The sequence below is a fragment of the Sulfitobacter albidus genome (genome assembly GCF_018200035.1).
Lineage (GTDB): Bacteria > Pseudomonadota > Alphaproteobacteria > Rhodobacterales > Rhodobacteraceae > Sulfitobacter > Sulfitobacter albidus.
The window spans coordinates 518676-536818 of the sequence record NZ_CP073581.1 but is presented as its reverse complement, the minus strand read 5'-3'; the positions used below and the strand labels follow the sequence as shown (position 1 = coordinate 536818).

Below are 18143 nucleotides of genomic sequence, written 5' to 3'. Positions count from 1 at the left end.
GCCTCTTTTTAGCGCAATCGCGGTACGGGTCGGATTAACTGTCAGTGCGGCTTGGCCTGCTGCGTCTCGTCAACCGCGTCCAGCGCTTTTTCAATGTCTTCGGGGTCTTGCGACGGGGTCGCATAGGCGCCGTTCAACCATTTTGCCAGATCGATGTCGGCGCAGCGGCGCGAGCAGAAGGGACGGTATTTGACCACCGTTTCTTCATCGCAGATCGGGCAGGCCATTAGAGCACCTCCGCCAGCGGTGCGCGCGCCCGCTTGCGCTGCAGCTCGTAGTGGCCCAGCGGGGTCCAGCCGACCAGCGTCGTATCCACGTCATCCGACCGAAACGCCGCGCGCAGGGCGGTCTCGAACGGGCGACGGTCCTTTTTTGGCATCGGCGCGAGGTCGAGTGTGATCTGGCCGCCGAGACCGCGCAAACGCAGGGCGCGGGGAAGCGCGCGGGCGCAGGCCATGTTCGCCTTGATCCCCGCCGCGAGCGAGGCGTCGCGCCCGGTATTCACGTCCACCGCCACGAGCGCGCGGGTGGGCTCCACATACATCGACGCGCCCGCGCCCAGGGGCACCGCAGCCCCGCGCAGGGCCTCAAGCGCATCCAGAACGCCGTGGGTCTCGAACCCGCCCGGCTCGGTCTCGATATCGGCGGGACCTGTCCAGTCGCGCCATGCGATCGTGTGCGGGCCGTCCCCTTCGGTCAGCGTCTCCGGGTCGGTACCTGCATCCTCCAGCACCGCATCGGCGAGTGACAGCATGGCGGTGATGTCCTCTGCAATCTCCTCCGCCCCGGCGCCTGCGCAGGACGAGCGCAGGATCAAGCCATGCGGCGCCTCTGCAGCCGCGTCATGCGCGATTTCGAGCAGTCGGTCCCGCTCGGCCTCGTCGCGGATACTGCGGGAGATGTTGAGCCCCGGCGCCTCGGGCGTGACGATGGCAAAGCGGCTTTTGAAAAGCAGCTTTTGCGTGACCGGCACAGCCTTGCCCGGCTCGGCAAATCCAGAGACCTGAACCAATATCGGCTGACCGGGTGCCAGCCCCTTGATCTGGCGCAGAAACGCGGATCCGTCGGGGGTTTTCAGGAACATGCCTCCCTGCCCCTTGACCGGGCGATCGGCGATGGCACGGTAGATCATGCCGACGCGCGGCGCATCGGGGGAGTCGATCAGCAGATCGTCGAGCTGGCCGTCGACCATGAGGGCCGCCGCCTCCACATCGCCGAGATGGTCGAGAATGATGGTACGGCCCTTCATGCGCGTTCTCCGTAGATGGGGATGCCTGCGGCCTGCAACAGGCCCGCCGTTTCGGCCAGGGGCAGCCCGACGATGCCGGTGAAACTGCCCGAAATCCAAGGGATCAGCGCGCCCGCAGGTCCTTGGATGGCGTAGCCGCCGGCCTTGCCCGGCCAGTCATCCGTATCGAGGTATCCGGTGATCTCGGCCTCGGACAGTACTTTCATGCGCACGGTGCTGACCACATCGCGCTGCCACAGCTGCGCATCCCGGCGTACTGCCACGGCGGTGATGACCCGGTGCCGCCGCCCCGACAGCAAGCGCAAAAACGCCTCTGCCTCGGCGCGGTCTGCGGGCTTTCCAAGGATCCGCCGCCCCAGCGCCACCGTCGTATCGGCGCACAGCACTACATCCCCCGGCGCCGCCTGAACGGCGGCGACCTTTTCGCGGGTGATGCGCTGGCAATAGGGGCGCGGCAGCTCGGCTGCGTGGGGATCCTCGTCGATATCGGGCGGGCGGATGTCATCGGGCACCACACCGATCTGCGCGAGCAATTCGCGCCTGCGCGGTGATCCCGATCCCAGAATGAATGCCATAGCGGCCCCCAAGGCCCGCAGGCGTTATTTAAAGCGGTAGTTGATGCGCCCTTTGGTCAGGTCGTAGGGGGTCATCTCGACCTGCACCTTGTCGCCTGCCAGAACGCGGATCCGGTTCTTGCGCATCTTTCCTGCCGTATGCGCGATGATCTCATGGCCGTTCTCAAGCTCGACCCGAAATGTCGCGTTAGGCAGGAGTTCCTTGACGACACCGGGAAATTCGAGCGTGTCTTCCTTGGCCATGGTCTCTCCTGTAACAACGCCCCATCAGCGGGGCACGCGCTTAAATGATCGCATTCTGCCAGATTTTCAAGGGGGAACTCAGCGCAGTACCACATTAGTGGCCGCAGCGTCGCGCCCGGTCTGCTCGACCCAATGCGCGCGGTTCAAGACGACGCCGTCCGCGCGCACCCGTGCAATCGCATCGAGGTCAATGTCCGCGTAGGTCCAGCCGGGGGCCCCGATCTCTCCGACGGCCAGAACGCCGGTGGGCGGAAATCCCGTATCGGGCGGGCCAAAAACGCCACCCGTACCCACACAGCTGCCCAGCGCCTCTGACCATTCGGCCTGCCCGACCACCGATGACATCACCGTCACGCATTGGTTTTCCAGCGCACGTGCCATCGCCCCCGTGCGCACACGCCAGTAGCCCGCAAGCGCTTCGGTCACGGACGGCACGCAGATGATGTCGCAGCTTTGCAAGGCGCGGCCCAGCAGCGGGAACTCGCTGTCGTAGCAGATGAGGATACCAATGCGCCCCAGCACAGTGTCGAAAACCTGAAGCGGACCGCCCCCGATCACCCCCCAGACTTCGCGTTCGAACCGGGTCATGATCTGTTTGTCCTGCACACCGACCGCGCCGCCCGGCGTGATCAGACGCGCGCGGTTCACAGGTCGTGTGTCCGTCGCCGCCGGACCCGAGGCCGCAACGATGTGCACACCGTACTGCGCTGCAAGCCGCGCGTGCAGCGCGTCCACCTCCGCCAGCTTTTCCGACACCGCGTAGAGCGATGCCTCAAGATCACCCGCAACCTGCGGCCCGTCCAGCGTTGCCAGCTCCATCGCGCCGTATTCGGGAAAGACCAACAGCTCCGCGCCCTGCCCGGCGGCTTGCGCGACCCATGTCGTCAGCTTTTCCTCAACCTGCGACCATGAGGTGAACTGATCCAGCGGATAGGCGGCGGTGGCGACTCTCATGGTGTTCCCTCGTGACTGCAGCGCAACTCTGTCAGCCGCGCGCGGCGCCCGCAAGTACAGGTTTGCCGTAGACGCCGCCGAAGATGAATGGCACAGTCAACGTATTCTGTTCAAAGGCGAATTTATGCAAATCAAAGGGATCAGTCTGCGCGGCCTCGAGGTTTTCGAGGCACTCGCCCGTTCGGGCTCTGTCGCGCAGGCGGCGCAGGAAACCGGCCTGAGCCAACCGGCGGTCAGCCAGCAGATGCGCAATCTCGAAAAGGCGCTGGCGGTCAAGCTGGTCGATCACGCACGCCGCCCCATGCGACTGACGCCCGCGGGCAAAAGCTTTCTGCGGCGCGCGACCGCTGCGCTGTCGGAATTGCGTCTGGCCACCGCCGAGGTCAGCGTGATGGATCTTGCCCATCTCAAGGATCTGAGCCTTGGGGTGATCGACGATTTTGACGATGACGTGACCCCGCGCCTGTCGCTGATCCTCGCCGAGAGCCTTCAGGGCTGCCGGTTCAAGATGCTCACTGACAGCAGCAGTGATTTGCTGGACATGGTGCGCGACGAGCAATTGCATATGGCGATCTGCGCCAGCGCCACCAATGACCGCGACACGCTGATGGAATACAAGATCGCGCGCGATCCGTTCATCGTGATTACCCCCAAGGGCGCGCAGTGCGACGCGCCAACCTTTCTGCGCGGCGGGGCTGCGCTGCCGTTCCTGCGGTACTCAAGCGAGCAATTGATCGCCCGACAGATTGAAAGCTATCTCAAGATGGAAACCGCGATCCTGCCCGCCCGTTTCGAGATCGGCAGCCATTTGGCCCTGATGGCCATGGTCGCTCAAGGCATCGGCTGGACCATCACGACGCCCGCGGGATTCATGCGCGCGTCGCGCTTCCACGAGAAGTTGACGGCACACCCCCTGCCCGGTGCCGGGGCCGCGCGCCAGATCTCGCTTTTTACGACGCGCGATTGGGCCGGTGACGTGCCCGCAGATATCGCCGCCGCCGTGCGCGGGCTGGTCGAACGCCGGATCGTCGCGCCCGCAATCGAACAGATGCCCTGGCTCGACGGCCAGTTCCACCTTTCCTAATCCAGACGGAGCCCGCCATGAGCACCATCGTCATTCTGACCGGAGCGGGTATCTCCGCCGAAAGCGGGATCGAGACATTCCGCGCCGAAACCGGCCTGTGGGCACAACACCGGGTCGAAGACGTCGCCACCCCCGAAGGCTTTGCCAAGGATCCCAAGCTGGTCGTCGATTTCTACAACGCCCGGCGCGCCACCGCCGCCGCCGCCCAGCCAAACGCCGCGCACCGCGCCCTCGCGCGGCTGGAGGCCGAGCACGATGGCGAGGTGCTGGTGGTCACGCAGAATGTCGACGATCTGCACGAGCGCGGCGGCTCGCAAAATCTGATCCACATGCACGGCGCGCTCAATTCGGCGTTGTGCGCGGCCTGCGATCACCGCTGGCCCGCACCGATGACCATGGCCGTGGGCGATGCCTGCCCGTCCTGCGGCGCGGCCGCCGCGCGGCCCGACATCGTCTGGTTCGGCGAGATGCCCTATCAGATGGACCGGATATTCGAGACATTAGGCCGCTGCGATGTCTTTGCGGCCATCGGCACCTCTGGCAATGTCTACCCGGCGGCGGGGTTCGTGGCCGAAGCGGCGCGGGCCGGCGCCGAAACGGTGGAGATCAATCTGGAACGCTCCGCCGTCGGCTCGCAGTTCGACAGCGCGCGCCTTGGCCCCGCGACCCAGACCGTGACCGCCTGGGTGGACGAAATCCTGTCCTAGCGCTCCTGATCCACGGGCACCTTGATCGTAATCTCGCCCGCCTCTTCAAAACTCAGCGTCACATCCACGATCTGCCCCTGCTCAAGGGGTGCGCTCAGCCCGGTGAACATCAAATGATCGCCCGCGCGGGCAAAGACGTGGCTCCCCCCGTCCGGCAGGTCGATCCCCCCGCAATCTGCGACATGCGCATCACGCCTGCGCCGTCCTCGCTATGGCGGTGCAGCGCCACGGCAGAGGCAATCGGGCTGGCTGCCCCGATCAGGCGGTCGTCGGTCCCGGTCTGGTTTGTCAGGGTCAAAAACGCCGCCGCCGTCTGCGCGCTTGGCATGCTGCTGCGCAGATACGGCGCCTCGACGATGAAGCCTGCGTCGGATTGATCGAGCGGCGACAGCTTCACCGAGACAACGGCCATGATAACCGCCAACAGACCGATCAGCGTCGTGGCGGCCACAATCACGTTCCGCGATGCCATCAAACCCTCCAAACGCAAACGACCCCGGGCTGAGCGTATCAGACCGGGGCCGCAAAAATCACGTCAACCGAATTAGGACAGAACGTCCGCTTCCGAGCCGGACTTCGCGATCGCTTTCTTGATCTTCAGCGCGTTGTCCGACAGATCGCTGTCTTTCGCTTTCGCCAGAAACTTGTCCAGACCGCCGCGGTGATCGACCGAGCGCAGCGCGTGCGCCGAGATCCGCAGTTTGAAGTTGCGGCCCAGCGCTTCGGACGCCAGCGTGGTGTCGTTCAGGTTGGGCAGGAACCGACGGCGTGTACGGTTCTTCGCGTGGGAGACGTTGTTGCCCGTCATCGGGCCTTTTCCGGTCAGTTCGCAGCGGCGCGACATGGGCGTTACCTCTTGTTTTTGGGCGGCGCGCGGGTGCGGCGCCACGACGTTGACAGGCCACGCCCCGCGCGACCCCGAATTTCGTTCGCTGGCTTTAGGGGGAATCGCGTGCCGGGTCAACCCGATTGCGCGGCGCTCTTGCCCAGAGCCTGCACAAAATCGCGCGCCGCCGAGGTAGGCTCCCGCGTGCCCTCGGCCACGGCCTGCGACAGCGCGGCCAGATCGGCCCGCGCCTGCGGCGTCTCAAGCTGCGCCAGCAGCGCCGCCTTGACTGTTTCCTCGAACCAATAGCGCGCCTGCCCGGCCCGCGTTGCCTCCCAAAACCCGTGCGCGCGGCGCCAGCCCGCCAGCTCTTGCAGCGCGTCCCACGCCTCCGGCAATCCGCGGTTTTCCAACGCCGAAACGGTCATCGCCCGGGGGTAGCCGTCGGGATCCTGCGCGCGTTTGCGCAGCAGCCGCAGCGCGCCTGCGTAATCGGCCTGCGTACGCACCGCCGTCGCCTTCAGATCGCCGTCCGCCTTGTTGATGACGATCAGGTCCGCCATCTCCATGATGCCGCGTTTGACGCCCTGCAATTCGTCGCCCCCCGCAGGCGCCAGCAGCAGCAAGAACAGATCCGACATCTGCGCCACGACTGTCTCTGACTGGCCCACACCCACGGTTTCGATCAGCACCACGTCAAACCCCGCCGCCTCGCACAGCGCCACCGCCTCGCGCGTGCGGCGCGCCACGCCGCCCAGATGGGTCTGGCTGGGCGACGGGCGGATAAAGGCATTGGGATCGCGCGCCAGCTCGTCCATACGCGTCTTGTCCCCCAGGATCGAGCCGCCCGAGCGCGCCGAGGACGGATCAACCGCCAGCACCGCCACCCGTTTGCCATCCGCCGTCAGCATCTTGCCAAAGCTTTCGATAAAGGTGGATTTACCCACCCCCGGCGTGCCCGAAAGACCGATGCGCAGCGCCTCGCGCCCGGTGCCAAGCGTGGCCAGCAATTCGGTCGCCTGCGCGCGGTGATCGGCGCGGCCGCTTTCCACCAGCGTGATCGCGCGGGCAAGGGCGCGGCGCTCGCCCGCGGCGATGCGTTTGGCCATATCGGCGATGTCCATCGCGGCTCTCCTTCGTCTGCCCCCTGTTTCGGACGCCGCATAGCGAATGTCCAGACTTGCGGCGCGCGGCACGCGGGCGGATAAAGCGCCCATGCGCCACGCCCTGCCCATCGACGACGCCCTGCCCGCCCTACTGGAGGCGGTGCGCAGCCACGGGCGCGCGGTGCTGCAGGCGCCGCCGGGCGCGGGCAAGACGACGCGCGTGCCGCTGTCCCTGCTCGACGCGGGGCTCATCAACGGCCGCATCCTGATGCTTGAGCCGCGCCGCCTTGCCGCGCGCGCCGCCGCCGAGCGCATGGCGCAGACGCTGGGCGAACGGGCGGGCGAAACCGTCGGCTACCGCGTGCGCGGCGAAAGCGTCGTGGGCAAGCAGACCCGCATCGAAGTCGTCACCGAAGGCATCCTGACCCGCATGATCCAATCCGACCCGGAGCTGTCGGGCATCGGCGCGGTGATCTTTGACGAATTCCACGAACGATCGCTCAACGCGGATCTGGGGCTGGCGCTGTGCCTTGAGATTACGGAGGCGCTGCGGGACGATCTGACGCTCATCGTGATGTCCGCCACGCTTGACGCGGCCCCGGTGGCGGAATTGATCGGCGCGCCGGTGGTGACTTCCGAAGGACGCGCGTTCCCGGTGACCGAGCATTGGCTCGACCGCCCCCTTGGCCCCAAGGTGCGGCTGGAAGGCGCCGTTGCCGATCTGATAGAGTACGCGCTGGCACAGGAAGAAGGCTCCGCACTGGTGTTCCTGCCCGGCGAGGGGGAGATCCGCCGCGTAGAGGGGCTGCTGAACTCCCGCCTGCCCGGCGACATCCGCATCGCACCCCTGTTCGGCGCCATGCCGTTCAAGGACCAGCGCGCCGCCATCGCCCCCAGCGCCGACCGCAAGGTCGTGCTGGCCACGGCCATCGCCGAGACGTCGCTCACCATCGAAGGCATCCGTATCGTGGTGGACGCGGGCCGCGCGCGGCGCGCGCTCTTTGACCCCGCCTCCGGCATGGCGCGGCTGGTGACCGAGCGTGTCACCCGCGCCGAGGCGACCCAACGCGCGGGCCGTGCGGGGCGCATGACACCGGGTGCCGCGTTCAAGCTGTGGACGCGCGGCGAAGACGGGGCACTGGCCGCCTACCCGCCCGCCGAGATCGAAAGCGGCGATCTGACCGGTTTCGCGCTGGAGCTTGCCCTGTGGGGAGCGGAGGCGGACGCGCTGGCCTTTGTCACCCCGCCGCATCCGGGGCGGCTGGCCGAGGCGCGCGGCGTGTTGCAGATGCTGGGCGCGCTCGATGCGCGCGGGCTTATCACCGACCACGGGCGCGCGTTGGCAAGATTACCGCTGCACCCGCGTCTGGCGCATATGGTCGCGCGCGGCGGCCCGCAAGCCGCGACCCTCGCCGCAATTCTGGCGGAGCGGGATCCCCTGCGCGGCGCGCCGCTGGACCTGATCCACCGCCTGCGCGCGGTCGCGGGGGAGCGGGTGCCCGGCGAGGTCAACCAAGGCGCGCTCGCCCGCATCCGGCAGGAGGCTAAACGCCTGCGCAAAAGCGCGTGGGGCCAAGGCCCCGATGATCCAGGCACGCTCGCCGCCCTTGCCTATCCCGACCGCGTCGGGCTGCGTCGCAAAGGTGACGCGCCCCGGTTCATCCTCTCGGGGGGCAAGGGGGCGATCGCGCCCGAAGGCGACCCGCTGGCCAGTGCCCGGCTGATCGTGGCCACGGACCTCGATGGCGATCCGCGCGAGGCGCGCATCCGTCAGGGCACGCCCCTGTCCGAGGCCGCCCTGCGCGCGGCTTTTGCCGATCAGATCGCCTGGCAGGACGTCTGCGCGTGGTCCAAACGTCTGGGCAAGGTCGAAGCGCGGCGGCAGGAGCGCTTTGGTGCACTCGTGCTCGACGACCGCCACTGGCCGGACGCGCCGGATGAGGCGGTCGCGCGCGCCATGCTCGACGGGGTGCGCCAGCTGGGCCTGCGCCCCGACAAGGGGGCCGCGCGCTTCCTGCGCCGGGCGCGGATGATGCAGGGGGATTTCCCCGACTTCACCGAGGACCATCTCCTGGACACGCTTGAAGACTGGCTGCTGCCGCACCTCACCGGTGTGCGCAGCACCGCCGACTGGAAAACCTTTGATCTGCTGCCCGCGCTGCGCGCCCGGCTCGACTGGGATCAGCAACAGCGGCTCGATCGCGGGGCGCCACCGCATTTCGAGACGCCACTGGGCCGCCGCATCGCGATCGACTACGACGGGAAGGTGCCGCAGATCGCCGTGCGCCTGCAAGAGATGTTCGGCGTCACGACCCACCCCACGGTGGCGGGCCAGCCCGTGCAGGTCACGCTGTTGTCGCCCGCCCAGCGCCCGGTACAGGTGACGATGGATCTGCCGGGATTTTGGGAAAGCTCTTACGCGGACGTGCGCCGTGACATGCGCGGGCGCTACCCGCGCCACCCCTGGCCCGAGGATCCGCGCGCCGCGGACCCCACGCTGCGCGCCAAACCCCGCGGCACCTAACCAAAACACTTGCCCCGCGCGTCATCGGCTGCAAACATCGTACCAGCGCACGGGCGGCGCCCTCATTTCACGGGATGCCGCGCCCCCGGCGCCTTGTGCCACTATTGGCATGGGACATTCTATTTTGATGGCACGATTTATGGCAAATTTATCCTACCGGATGACACCAGCCGCAACGCTGTTTTGTTTTGCGGCTCTTGGTGCCTTGCTCTCCGCGCTCTCTCTTGTGGTGGCCTTGCAGCAGCCTCAGCTGGACCTTCCGCGCGGCGCCATCCCCTTGCAGATCAATGATCTGTCCTACGAGGACAGTGACCGCTATGAAGAGCCCGACCAGCTCGGCAGCTATGCGGCGATCCAGCGGTTCAACGCCCGTCAGGGCGCCTTTCGCGCGCAGCTGGAGCAAGACGAGGTTACCCTGCGCTACGCCCTGCCCGACGGCACCGAGCGGACCGAAACCCTGACCCCGCGCCCGCGCACACTCGCGGATCTTCCGTTTCTGTTCTGGTTTCAGAATTGGGTGTCGATGTTTTCGATACTGATCGGCGGCTGGGTTCTGGGCCTGCGCCCGCAGGATTGGGGCGCGCGGTTTTTTGCAGGCACGACGCTGTTTCTGCCGTTGGCAGCGCTCTCGGCGGCGGTCTATTCGACCCGCCAGATCGGCCTGAATGAAACGCTTTTCTACACCCTTTCCAGCCTAAACGCCACGGGGTCCATCGGGTTCGGCATCTGCCTGGTGGCAATGTTCTCGCAATATCCGCGCAGCCTCTACCGCCCGATCTGGAATCTGATCCCGTTGGTCGTGTTCGGCACCGCGATCGCGCTGATCGTGGCGCAAACGGGCCCTGACAACCTGATCGGCTATGCGATCCTGACGGAACTGGCGATTTCTATGCTGCTGGGCGTCGTGCAGTGGGTCAAAACGCGCCGCGATCCGGTCAATCGCGCGGGGCTGCGCTGGTTCATTCTGGTCACGCTCACCGCCTGTTCGCTCTTCGTGATGATCTCATCCGCGCCGCTGACGCTGGGGTTCACCGACCGGGGACTAATCTCTCAGGGGCTGGCCTTTGGCTTTTTCAACATCATGCATGTCGGGCTGGCGCTGGGGGTGCTGCGATTCAAGGTCTTCAACCTCGACCGCTGGTCCTACTACATCTGGCTGTGGCTCAGCGGTATGGTGATGATCTTTGCGCTCGACGTGCTGCTGATCCGGTTCCTCCAGGACCAGCCGTGGGTCACCCTGTCGACCGCGCTGCTGATCGCGGGTTTCCTGTACTTCCCGCTGCGTCAGTTGCTGTTGAAACTGCTGCTGCAACGGCGCAGCGCGCGGGTCACTGGCCGCATGGGTGAGATCGTGTCAGTCGCGCTGTCGCCAACACAGGCGCTGCGCGCCCACCGGTGGGAGGCGCTGCTGACGGATGTGTTCAAACCGCTCGCCCCGCCCATGGCCCTGCTCGACGTGCCAGAGCATCCGCGCCTGCGCGAAAACGGGCTGAGCCTTGATATCCCCGGCGTGGACGATTTACGCCCGATGCGCCTGCGCTACGCCTTCAGCGGCAGGCGCCTCTTTACCCCCCAAGACCTTGAAATCGCGTCGACCCTGATCCAGACCTACCGGCTGGCCGCTGACGGGCGCACCGCCTATGAGCGCGGCACCGTGCTGGAGCGGGACCGGATCAGCCGCGACATCCACGACAACATCGGGGCGCAGCTGCTCAGTGCTCTGCATTCGCCCGATGCGGGACGCAAGGATGATCTGCTGCGCGACAGCCTCAATGATCTGCGCGCCATCATCAACGACGGCTTTCAGGAGGAATACCCTCTCGACAGTATCCTCGTTGATCTGCGGCTCGAAACGGTCGAGCGGGTGGAGGCGCAAGGACTTCACGTCACCTGGCAGGACCGGACTGCCGCCGCCGACACCCTCGTCTCTTTCGAGGTCGTCAACGGCGTCCGCTCGATCCTGCGGGAGGCCGTCTCGAACGTGCTGCGTCACGCACAGGCCTCACAGGTCACCGTTGCCCTGACGCAAAGCGACAGCGCGTTGCGTGTCGTCGTCGAGGATGACGGCATCGGTCCGCCCGCCGATGTCGCAGGCGGCCAAGGCAACGGTCTGCCCAATATCGTCGAGCGTGCGAGCCAGCTTGCCGGGCATGCCCGGATCGAGGCGCGCGCGCAGGGCGGCACACGGGTCAGCGTCACCCTGCCCCTTGTGCCCGCACAGCAACGTGAACGGGCGGCGCAATGATCAAACGTGTTCTGCTGCTCGAAGACGTGCGGCAGGCGCGTGATTGGCTTGGCGCTATCGTGGCGCGCGAATTTCCCGACGCGCAACTGACCGCCGTGGGCCTGCTGCGCGACGCGCTTGAGGCGACCGCACGCGAGACCTTTGATCTTGCCCTCGTCGATCTGAGCCTGCCGGATGGTGACGGCACCGAGCTGTTGCGCCACCTTGCGCAGGTGCAGCCCGAGTGCCACTGCGTCGTCACAACGGTGATGGCCGCCGACAGCGCCATCGTGTCAGCGCTTGCCGCAGGGGCCGAAGGCTATCTGCTCAAAAGCGATACCGATCAGGTGATTTCGCACCAGCTCCATCTGCTGATGTCTGGCATTCCCGCGCTAAGCCCGCAGATCGCGCGGCGCATCATGCATCATTTCAAACTCACCGGGCCGCATTTCGAACCCGAGGCCAAGCTGACCCCCCGCGAAACCGAAGTGCTGCGCCTGATCGCGCAGGGCTTTCGCGTGGGCGAAGCGGCGCCCGAACTGGGCATCGCCGAAAGCACGGTCATCACCCATATCAAATCCATCTACCGCAAGCTCGAAGTTTCCAATCGCGCCGAAGCGACATTGCAGGCGAGCCGTCTGGGGCTGCTGGGGGACGATTAACTCCCCCATTCGCGGTATTCGCAGATCGGCGGGATCTTGCCAATCTGCGGCCATGCCACGGTCCGGGGCATATTTTCACGGGCTTTTGCGGGGCGCTCATTTCAACACGCGCCCCGGTTTCATCGGAGGAAAAGATGACCAAATCCATATTCCTGCGCGGCAGCGCGACTGTTCTGCTGTGCGTGTCTCTTTCTGCCTGTCTGGGCAATGGCAACAACGGCACGGCTGGCGGCGGTACGGCTGGCGGCGGCACAGGTTCGGGCGGCAGCGGCGGCACGCCCTCGCAATCGGATTTCGACGCCAATATCGCGCGGGTGGAGGGCATTGCGCCTTCCTCGACCAAGCAAAGCGGCACTTTTGACTACGCAGGGCAGGTCCGCCTCAGTACCCGCGACGCCAACGCCAACGTAAACGGAGAGCTTTTGGGCGACGTCGCTGCGACCGTGAACTACGATGCCGAGACCGCCACCGGCAATGTCACAAACATCGCGGGCACGGTCGATGGGGCCGCAGTCGCCTTTGACGGCACACTCGATACCAGCACCGGGGCCGGCAGTGGCACCGTAGTCGCCGCCACGACCAATGCGCCGATTGTCGGCAGCGTGACATCAACGGTCGTTGGCCTCACCGTCGAAGGAACGCTCACCGAAAGTGGCGGCACTGATACAGCGCAGGTCGTTCTGGGGCTGAACGGGCCGACGCTGGGCACGAATGCCGAAGCGATCAGAGGGGGCGCGGTCGCAGCCTCGACGACTTTCAATGGCCAGCAAGGTATCAACGGAATCGGCGCTGGCGATTTCTACCTCGACAAACAATAGCCGGTGCGGCGGATACTTGTTCTCCTGCGGGCCGCGCTTTTGTGCGGCCCCTTGATGCTGGTGGGGGCAACCGCCAGCGCGCAGCAGGACGATCCCCGCTGGACCCGTGCCACGCAGCACATGCAACAGGGGGCGCCCGCCGCGGCCCTGCCCGATCTCGAAGCGCTGGTGCGCGCCTATCCGGCCGAGGTCACCTACCGGCTTGAGCTGGCGTTGGCGCTCTTCCGGCTCGAACGCGACCGGCGCGCGGCCTATCATTTCAAGCAGGCTCAGGGCGCGCGGCTGAGCGCACAGCGCGCCGCCGCCGTGCGCGACTATCTTGCGCGGATCGATGCGCGCAAACGGGTGCATCTGCGCTTTTCCATCGCCGCCGTACCCGCCTCCAACGCGGGCAAGCGCACCAGCGCCAACAGCGTCACCGCCGCGGGCCTGACGATCCCGCTTGAGGATGACCAGCGCGCGCAATCCGCAACCGGGCTGGAGATTGCCGGGGGCGTCACCTGGCTGCCGCGCCTGACGCCGCGTCTGCAGGCGAGCCTGTCGCTCGATACGCTGATCCGCCACTACGACGAAAAACCCCTGCGCGAGCTGCATCTGACCGGGCGCGCGGGCCTGCGCTTTGCCCTGCGCGACAGCACCTTTATCGAGGGCGGCGTGCTGGCCGGGCGTCAGTTTCTGGGCGAGGATGCCTATGCCGATCGGCGCGGCGTTTACGGCGCCTATCTGACGCCCCTGGGTGGGCGCGCCTACGGCCGTCTGGGGGTGCAGCATTACCGCGAGACCTACCTTGATTTCACCGGCGCGACGGGGGACCGCACACTGGTCGATGCAGCGGTAAATTACGCGCTGGGTCCGCGCACGCTGCTGCGGTTTTCCGGCTACGTGCAGCGCACCGACGCGCGATCCGATCTGCAATCGGGCTGGAAGCAGGGGGTCAGCGCGGGCATGACATATGCCTTCGACGGCGGGCTCGTAACCCTCGCCGATCTGAGCCTTGCGCGGGACAAGCGCGATGGCGTGGGCGCGATCACGGGGGTGGCGCGGCGCGACATCACACTGGGCGTCAGCGCGCAGGCCTATCATTCGACGATCCGTGTGGGGCCTTTCACACCGGTGCTGAAACTCGGCTGGGAGGACAATCGATCCAACCGCGAGATCAACAGTTATTCCAACACCTCGATCAGCATCGGGCTGCGCAGCGTTTTCTAGCGCGCAAGCGGTGGCCAGTCGAAATTGAACTCCCCCGCGCGGTCGGTGCGCGCAAAGCCATGCGCGCCAAAGAAATCGCGTTGCGCCTGAATGAGATTCGCCGTGCCGTGCGCGCTGCGCAAGCTGTCGTACCAGGCCAGCGCCGCCGACAGCGCGGGAAGGGCCACGCCCATCGCGACCCCGGCCCCCACCACCCGGCGCAGACCCGGAACCGTGAGCGCCAGCGAGCGCGCCAAAGCAGGGGCCAGCACCAGCGCGCCCTGCGGCGGCCCCGCGCGATACGCCTCTGAGATTTCGTCCAACAAGGCCGAGCGGATGATGCACCCCGCGCGCCAGATCTCGGCAATCCGCGCAAGATCGAGAGACCAGTCGAACTCTGCGCCGCCCGCGCGCAAAATCTCGAACCCCTGTGCGTGCGCGAGGATACGCCCGGCCAGCAGCGCGTCGGCCAGCGCGCCCTCGTCCGGCAAATCGGCAGACAGAGCGGCGGGGGCCAGAAGCGTTTCGGCCTCGGTGCGCAGATCCTTCATCGCCGACCAGCTGCGCGCGCCCACGGCCCCCTCGATGGCCGAGGCCGATTGCCCCATCTTGAGCGCCTCGATCACCGTCCAGCGTCCGGTGCCCTTCTGACCTGCCTCATCGCGGATCATCTCGACGATGGGGCGGCCGGTCTCGGGGTCGGTGGTCTGCAACGCCGCCGCGCTGACCTCGATCAGGAAGGACGCGAGCGGGCCGTCCTCCCATTCCTGAAACATCGCACCGATACGCGCCGCATCCCACCCGCCCGCGTCGCGCATCAGCCCGTAGATCTCGGCGATCATCTGCATGTCGGCGTATTCGATGCCGTTGTGCACCGTCTTGACGAAATGCCCCGCCCATCCGTACCGACGTGGGCCACGCAAGGAGCGTCCTCGAACCGCGCGGCGATGCCTTCGAGAATATCGCGCAGCTGTTCCCAGCTCTCGGCGGTGCCACCGACCATCATCGAGGGACCGTGCCGCGCCCCTTCGGCGCCGCCGGATACGCCCATCCCGACAAAATGCACGCCCCGTTTGGCCGTCAGCGCGGCCCGCGCGCGCGTATCGTTGAAATCGGCATTGCCGCCGTCGATGATCGTATCGCCCGCGTCCAGAAGCGGCAAAACCGCCTCGATCATCGCATCCATCGGCGCGCCCGACGGGATCATGAACAGGATCCTGCGCGGGCGTGGCAGGGTCGAAACCAGCGCCCCAAGGTCAGGCGCGGCGATCAGATTTGATGACAGATCGCCCGCCTCCCCGATGAACGCGTCGATCCAATCGACCTCCCGGTTGCTCACAGCGACGCAGAGCCCGCTTTCGGCAAGGTTCAGCGCCAACGCGCTCCCCATGGTGCCCAACCCGTATACCCCGATATCCGCGCGTTGCGTCATGGCTGACCATCCTTCCGCCGCAAGTCTCTGGCCGTGAAACTGCGCGGTTCGGGCGGCAGGCACAAGCATTGACGGGGCCGCAGTTGAAATATTCTGCAAAGCTGCGCATATTGGTCTTTAATAATAATGCAAAAAACCATTCAGGCGATGTTCTTTGAAGCATACGTTTCGATCCGCATGGTCCGGTTTGCTCCGGCCCTTCCAGCGCCCCGACCGCACCCCGCAAGTTGGTGCGCTCTGCCTGCGCGCGCGAAAGGGCGGCGCACAGGTTTTGCTGATCACCAGCCGCGACACCGGGCGCTGGATCATCCCCAAGGGATGGCCGATGGACGGGCTCAGCGATGCGCGCGCGGCCCAGCAAGAGGCGTGGGAAGAGGCCGGCGTGCGCGAGGGCCGTGTCTCCGCAGCCCCCGTGGGCAGCTTTCCCTACGACAAGCGCAAATCCGACAACCGCGTCATCCCGGTCGATGTCGCGGTTTACCGGATCGAGGTGGACGCGATGGCCGACGACTTCCCCGAAGCGAATGAGCGCACGCGGCGCTGGGTGTCGCCCACACAAGCCGCAGAGATGGTCGATGAACCGGAACTCGCCGCGCTCCTGCGCGGCCTTGAGGGTCAGGGCCCTAACGCCTGAGCTCTGCAGGCCCCTTCGGCAGCGCGCCCCCCTCCTCTACCCGCTTGATCGCCGCGCGCACGGCGCAATTGAGCGGCGTTGCGACGCCCGCGGCACGCCCGCGCGCGATGATCTCACCCTGCAGCGCGTCGATTTCGGTCGGACGGCCCGCCGCCACATCCTGCGCCATGGAACTGCGGGCATCCGGATCAATCGTCAGCATCTGCGCCGCGATCCGGCGAAACAAGGGCGTCGGCAAACGCAGCACATGCGGCACCAGCCCCGCGGGCAGCGGTGTCATCGAGGTGACGGGCAGGTCTTGCGCGCGCAGCACCGTCAGCGCCTCGGCCATCTGGTCGGCCATCAGGCGGCGCCAGTCGTGGTCCATCAGCTGCGCCAACAAGGGCATCCCGCTGAGCGCGTTGACCGCATTGCCGAGATTGATCAACAACTTGCCCCATTGGCGGGCTTCGATGCGCGCGTCGTTCCCAACGCTCAGACCGGGCACGCTCAGCAGCGCGGCAACATCCGCGCCATCGGGGCCGATCACACTATCGCCCGAGCTTGCGCGGTGCCATTGGCCCGCCCCTTTGGGCACCACATTGAACGGCACGATCCCCGCCAGAACCCGGTGACCGGGCAGCGCCGCGCGCAGCCGCTCGGCCCCCTGTACCCCGTTTTGCAGGCTCACCACCGTGGCCGTTGGCAGCGCGTGGGCCGCGATCTGCGCGGCAACGGGTGCGGTATCCGCCGTCTTGACGCAGACAAGGACAACGCCCGCACCGGCGAGCCCGCCCGCCATGTCCGTCACCCTTAATGCGTCCGACGAAACCGCGCGGTCGAGCCCGTCGTAGTCTGTCAACCGCAGCCCGTGGGCCGCCAGCTCCTGCGCGCGCATGCCCCGCGCTATCAGCACCACGTCGCGGCCCGCCGCGATCAGCTGCCCCGCGACAAAGCCGCCGATGGCCCCAACGCCGACAATCGCGATGCGTTTATTTTCCAAGGCAGTAGCGCATGATCGCCTTTTGCGCGTGCAGACGGTTTTCAGCCTCGTCAAAGATCACCGAATGGGGGCCGTCCATCACGGCACTTGTCGCCTCATCCTCGCGGTGCGCGGGCAGGCAGTGCATGAACAGGCTGTCCGGCTTGGCCTTCGCCATCAGCGCCTCGTTGACCTGATAGCCGCGCAGCTGGTTGTGGCGCCGCTCCCGTGCGGATTGCGGATCATGCATCGACACCCAGGTGTCCGTTACCACCAGATCCGCCCCCGCCACTGCCTCGTTGGGGTCGCGCACGGTTGTATAGAGCCCGTCGAGGGCGGGTTCGGGATCGAGCGGTTCCGGTCCGGTAAAGATCAGCTCGAAATCGAACTGCTTGGCCGCGTGGGCGAAGCTCGCAAAGACGTTGTTGCCATCGCCCGACCAGACGACACGCTTGCCTGCGATGGGGCCGTTGTTCTCCTCGAAGGTCAGGATATCGGCCATGATCTGGCAGGGATGCGAGCGGTTGGTCAGCCCGTTGATGACCGGCACGGAGGCGTATTCGGCCATGTCGAGCAACGTCTGTTCCTCGAACGTACGGATCATGATCAGATCGACGTAGCGGCTCAGCACCCGCGCGGTATCCGCAATGGTCTCCCCGTGGCCCAGCTGCATGTCGGCGCCCGACAGCACCATCGTCTGCCCGCCCATCTGCCGCACGCCCACATCGAAGGACACCCGCGTGCGGGTGGAAGGCTTTTCAAAGATCAACGCGACCATGTGATCTTTCAGCGGCTGGCTATCGTCCGGCGCCCCCTTCGGGCGGCCATTGCGCGCGGCCTTGACGGTGCGGGCATCGTCGATGATCGCGCGCAGGTCCTGGGGGGTGGTCTTGTGGATATCGAGGAAGTTGTTCATGGCAGACGTTCTTTTCTGAGCGGGAGCGCCGGGGGGCCAG

Annotated in this window: 17 protein-coding genes and 2 pseudogenes; 8 read left to right on the top strand and 11 right to left on the bottom strand. The window is 66.4% G+C overall.

Annotated features, from left to right (window positions below; translation table 11 throughout):
• Positions 1-41: 41 nt before the first annotated feature.
• The 5 genes from KDD17_RS02545 to KDD17_RS02525 form a co-directional block, all read right to left on the bottom strand.
• Positions 42-227: a DNA gyrase inhibitor YacG gene (locus tag KDD17_RS02545; RefSeq protein ID WP_212705146.1), complete on the bottom strand. Its 186-nt coding sequence runs from the start codon at positions 225-227 to the stop codon at positions 42-44.
• Positions 227-1249: a ribonuclease E/G gene (locus KDD17_RS02540; RefSeq protein ID WP_212705145.1), complete on the bottom strand. Its 1023-nt coding sequence runs from the start codon at positions 1247-1249 to the stop codon at positions 227-229. The genes KDD17_RS02545 and KDD17_RS02540 overlap by 1 nt, the downstream gene beginning before the upstream one ends.
• Complete coding sequence (locus KDD17_RS02535; RefSeq protein ID WP_212705144.1) at positions 1246-1824, bottom strand: Maf family protein; 579 nt, start codon at positions 1822-1824, stop codon at positions 1246-1248. Before KDD17_RS02535 ends, KDD17_RS02540 begins: the two co-directional genes overlap by 4 nt.
• Before the next feature lie 24 nt (positions 1825-1848).
• Positions 1849-2067 (bottom strand): translation initiation factor IF-1, encoded by a 219-nt coding sequence (gene infA / locus KDD17_RS02530; RefSeq protein ID WP_005978431.1) that lies wholly within the window; start codon positions 2065-2067, stop codon positions 1849-1851.
• Positions 2068-2145: 78 nt separating this feature from the next.
• A complete protein-coding gene (locus KDD17_RS02525; protein ID WP_212705143.1) occupies positions 2146-3021 on the bottom strand; it encodes a carbon-nitrogen hydrolase family protein in 876 nt (291 codons plus the stop codon).
• A gap of 124 nt (positions 3022-3145) precedes the next feature.
• On the opposite strand from KDD17_RS02525, the gene KDD17_RS02520 reads away from it, so the two are divergent.
• Positions 3146-4105 (top strand): LysR family transcriptional regulator, encoded by a 960-nt coding sequence (locus KDD17_RS02520; RefSeq protein WP_212705142.1) that lies wholly within the window; start codon positions 3146-3148, stop codon positions 4103-4105.
• Positions 4106-4122: 17 nt separating this feature from the next.
• A complete protein-coding gene (locus KDD17_RS02515; protein WP_212705141.1) occupies positions 4123-4812 on the top strand; it encodes an NAD-dependent deacylase in 690 nt (229 codons plus the stop codon).
• Here KDD17_RS02515 and KDD17_RS18695 read toward each other — a convergent pair.
• The 3 genes and pseudogenes from KDD17_RS18695 to meaB all read right to left on the bottom strand — a co-directional run bounded on the left by KDD17_RS18695 (position 4809) and on the right by meaB (position 6762).
• Positions 4809-5140: pseudogene (locus KDD17_RS18695) on the bottom strand (copper chaperone PCu(A)C). The gene KDD17_RS02515 and the pseudogene KDD17_RS18695 overlap by 4 nt on opposite strands.
• A gap of 216 nt (positions 5141-5356) precedes the next feature.
• A complete protein-coding gene (rpmB, locus tag KDD17_RS02500; protein ID WP_212706123.1) occupies positions 5357-5656 on the bottom strand; it encodes a 50S ribosomal protein L28 in 300 nt (99 codons plus the stop codon).
• Positions 5657-5772: 116 nt separating this feature from the next.
• On the bottom strand, positions 5773-6762 hold the full coding sequence (gene meaB / locus KDD17_RS02495) for a methylmalonyl Co-A mutase-associated GTPase MeaB (protein WP_212705139.1): 990 nt from the start codon (positions 6760-6762) through the stop codon (positions 5773-5775).
• A 91-nt stretch (positions 6763-6853) separates the two neighbouring features.
• Here meaB and hrpB point away from each other — a divergent pair, with 91 nt between their 5' ends.
• From hrpB to KDD17_RS02470, 5 genes are all read left to right on the top strand, one after another.
• Positions 6854-9268, top strand: a complete 2415-nt coding sequence (gene hrpB, locus KDD17_RS02490) for an ATP-dependent helicase HrpB (protein WP_212706122.1) — start codon at positions 6854-6856, stop codon at positions 9266-9268.
• 160 nt (positions 9269-9428) lie between these two features.
• Complete coding sequence (locus KDD17_RS02485) at positions 9429-11513, top strand: sensor histidine kinase (protein ID WP_212705138.1); 2085 nt, start codon at positions 9429-9431, stop codon at positions 11511-11513.
• Complete coding sequence (locus KDD17_RS02480) at positions 11510-12154, top strand: response regulator transcription factor (RefSeq protein WP_254796866.1); 645 nt, start codon at positions 11510-11512, stop codon at positions 12152-12154. Before KDD17_RS02485 ends, KDD17_RS02480 begins: the two co-directional genes overlap by 4 nt.
• 134 nt (positions 12155-12288) lie before the next feature.
• Positions 12289-12972: a hypothetical protein gene (locus KDD17_RS02475; RefSeq protein ID WP_212705137.1), complete on the top strand. Its 684-nt coding sequence runs from the start codon at positions 12289-12291 to the stop codon at positions 12970-12972.
• A gap of 54 nt (positions 12973-13026) precedes the next feature.
• Entirely contained in the window at positions 13027-14181 is a 1155-nt protein-coding gene (locus KDD17_RS02470; RefSeq protein ID WP_212705136.1) for a surface lipoprotein assembly modifier, read from the top strand.
• Here the strand turns inward: KDD17_RS02470 and gndA are convergent.
• A pseudogene (gene gndA / locus KDD17_RS02465) lies at positions 14178-15592 on the bottom strand (NADP-dependent phosphogluconate dehydrogenase). The gene KDD17_RS02470 and the pseudogene gndA overlap by 4 nt on opposite strands.
• A gap of 187 nt (positions 15593-15779) precedes the next feature.
• Between gndA and KDD17_RS02460 the strand changes: the two are divergent.
• A complete protein-coding gene (locus KDD17_RS02460; RefSeq protein WP_254796865.1) occupies positions 15780-16226 on the top strand; it encodes an NUDIX hydrolase in 447 nt (148 codons plus the stop codon).
• Here the strand turns inward: KDD17_RS02460 and KDD17_RS02455 are convergent.
• The gene (locus KDD17_RS02455; RefSeq protein WP_212705134.1) at positions 16216-17208 is read right to left on the bottom strand and encodes a 2-dehydropantoate 2-reductase; all 993 of its coding nucleotides are present in this window, start codon (positions 17206-17208) and stop codon (positions 16216-16218) included. The genes KDD17_RS02460 and KDD17_RS02455 overlap by 11 nt on opposite strands.
• On the bottom strand, positions 17198-18103 hold the full coding sequence (argF, locus tag KDD17_RS02450; protein ID WP_212705133.1) for an ornithine carbamoyltransferase: 906 nt from the start codon (positions 18101-18103) through the stop codon (positions 17198-17200). The genes KDD17_RS02455 and argF overlap by 11 nt, the downstream gene beginning before the upstream one ends.
• Positions 18104-18143 lie beyond the last annotated feature (40 nt).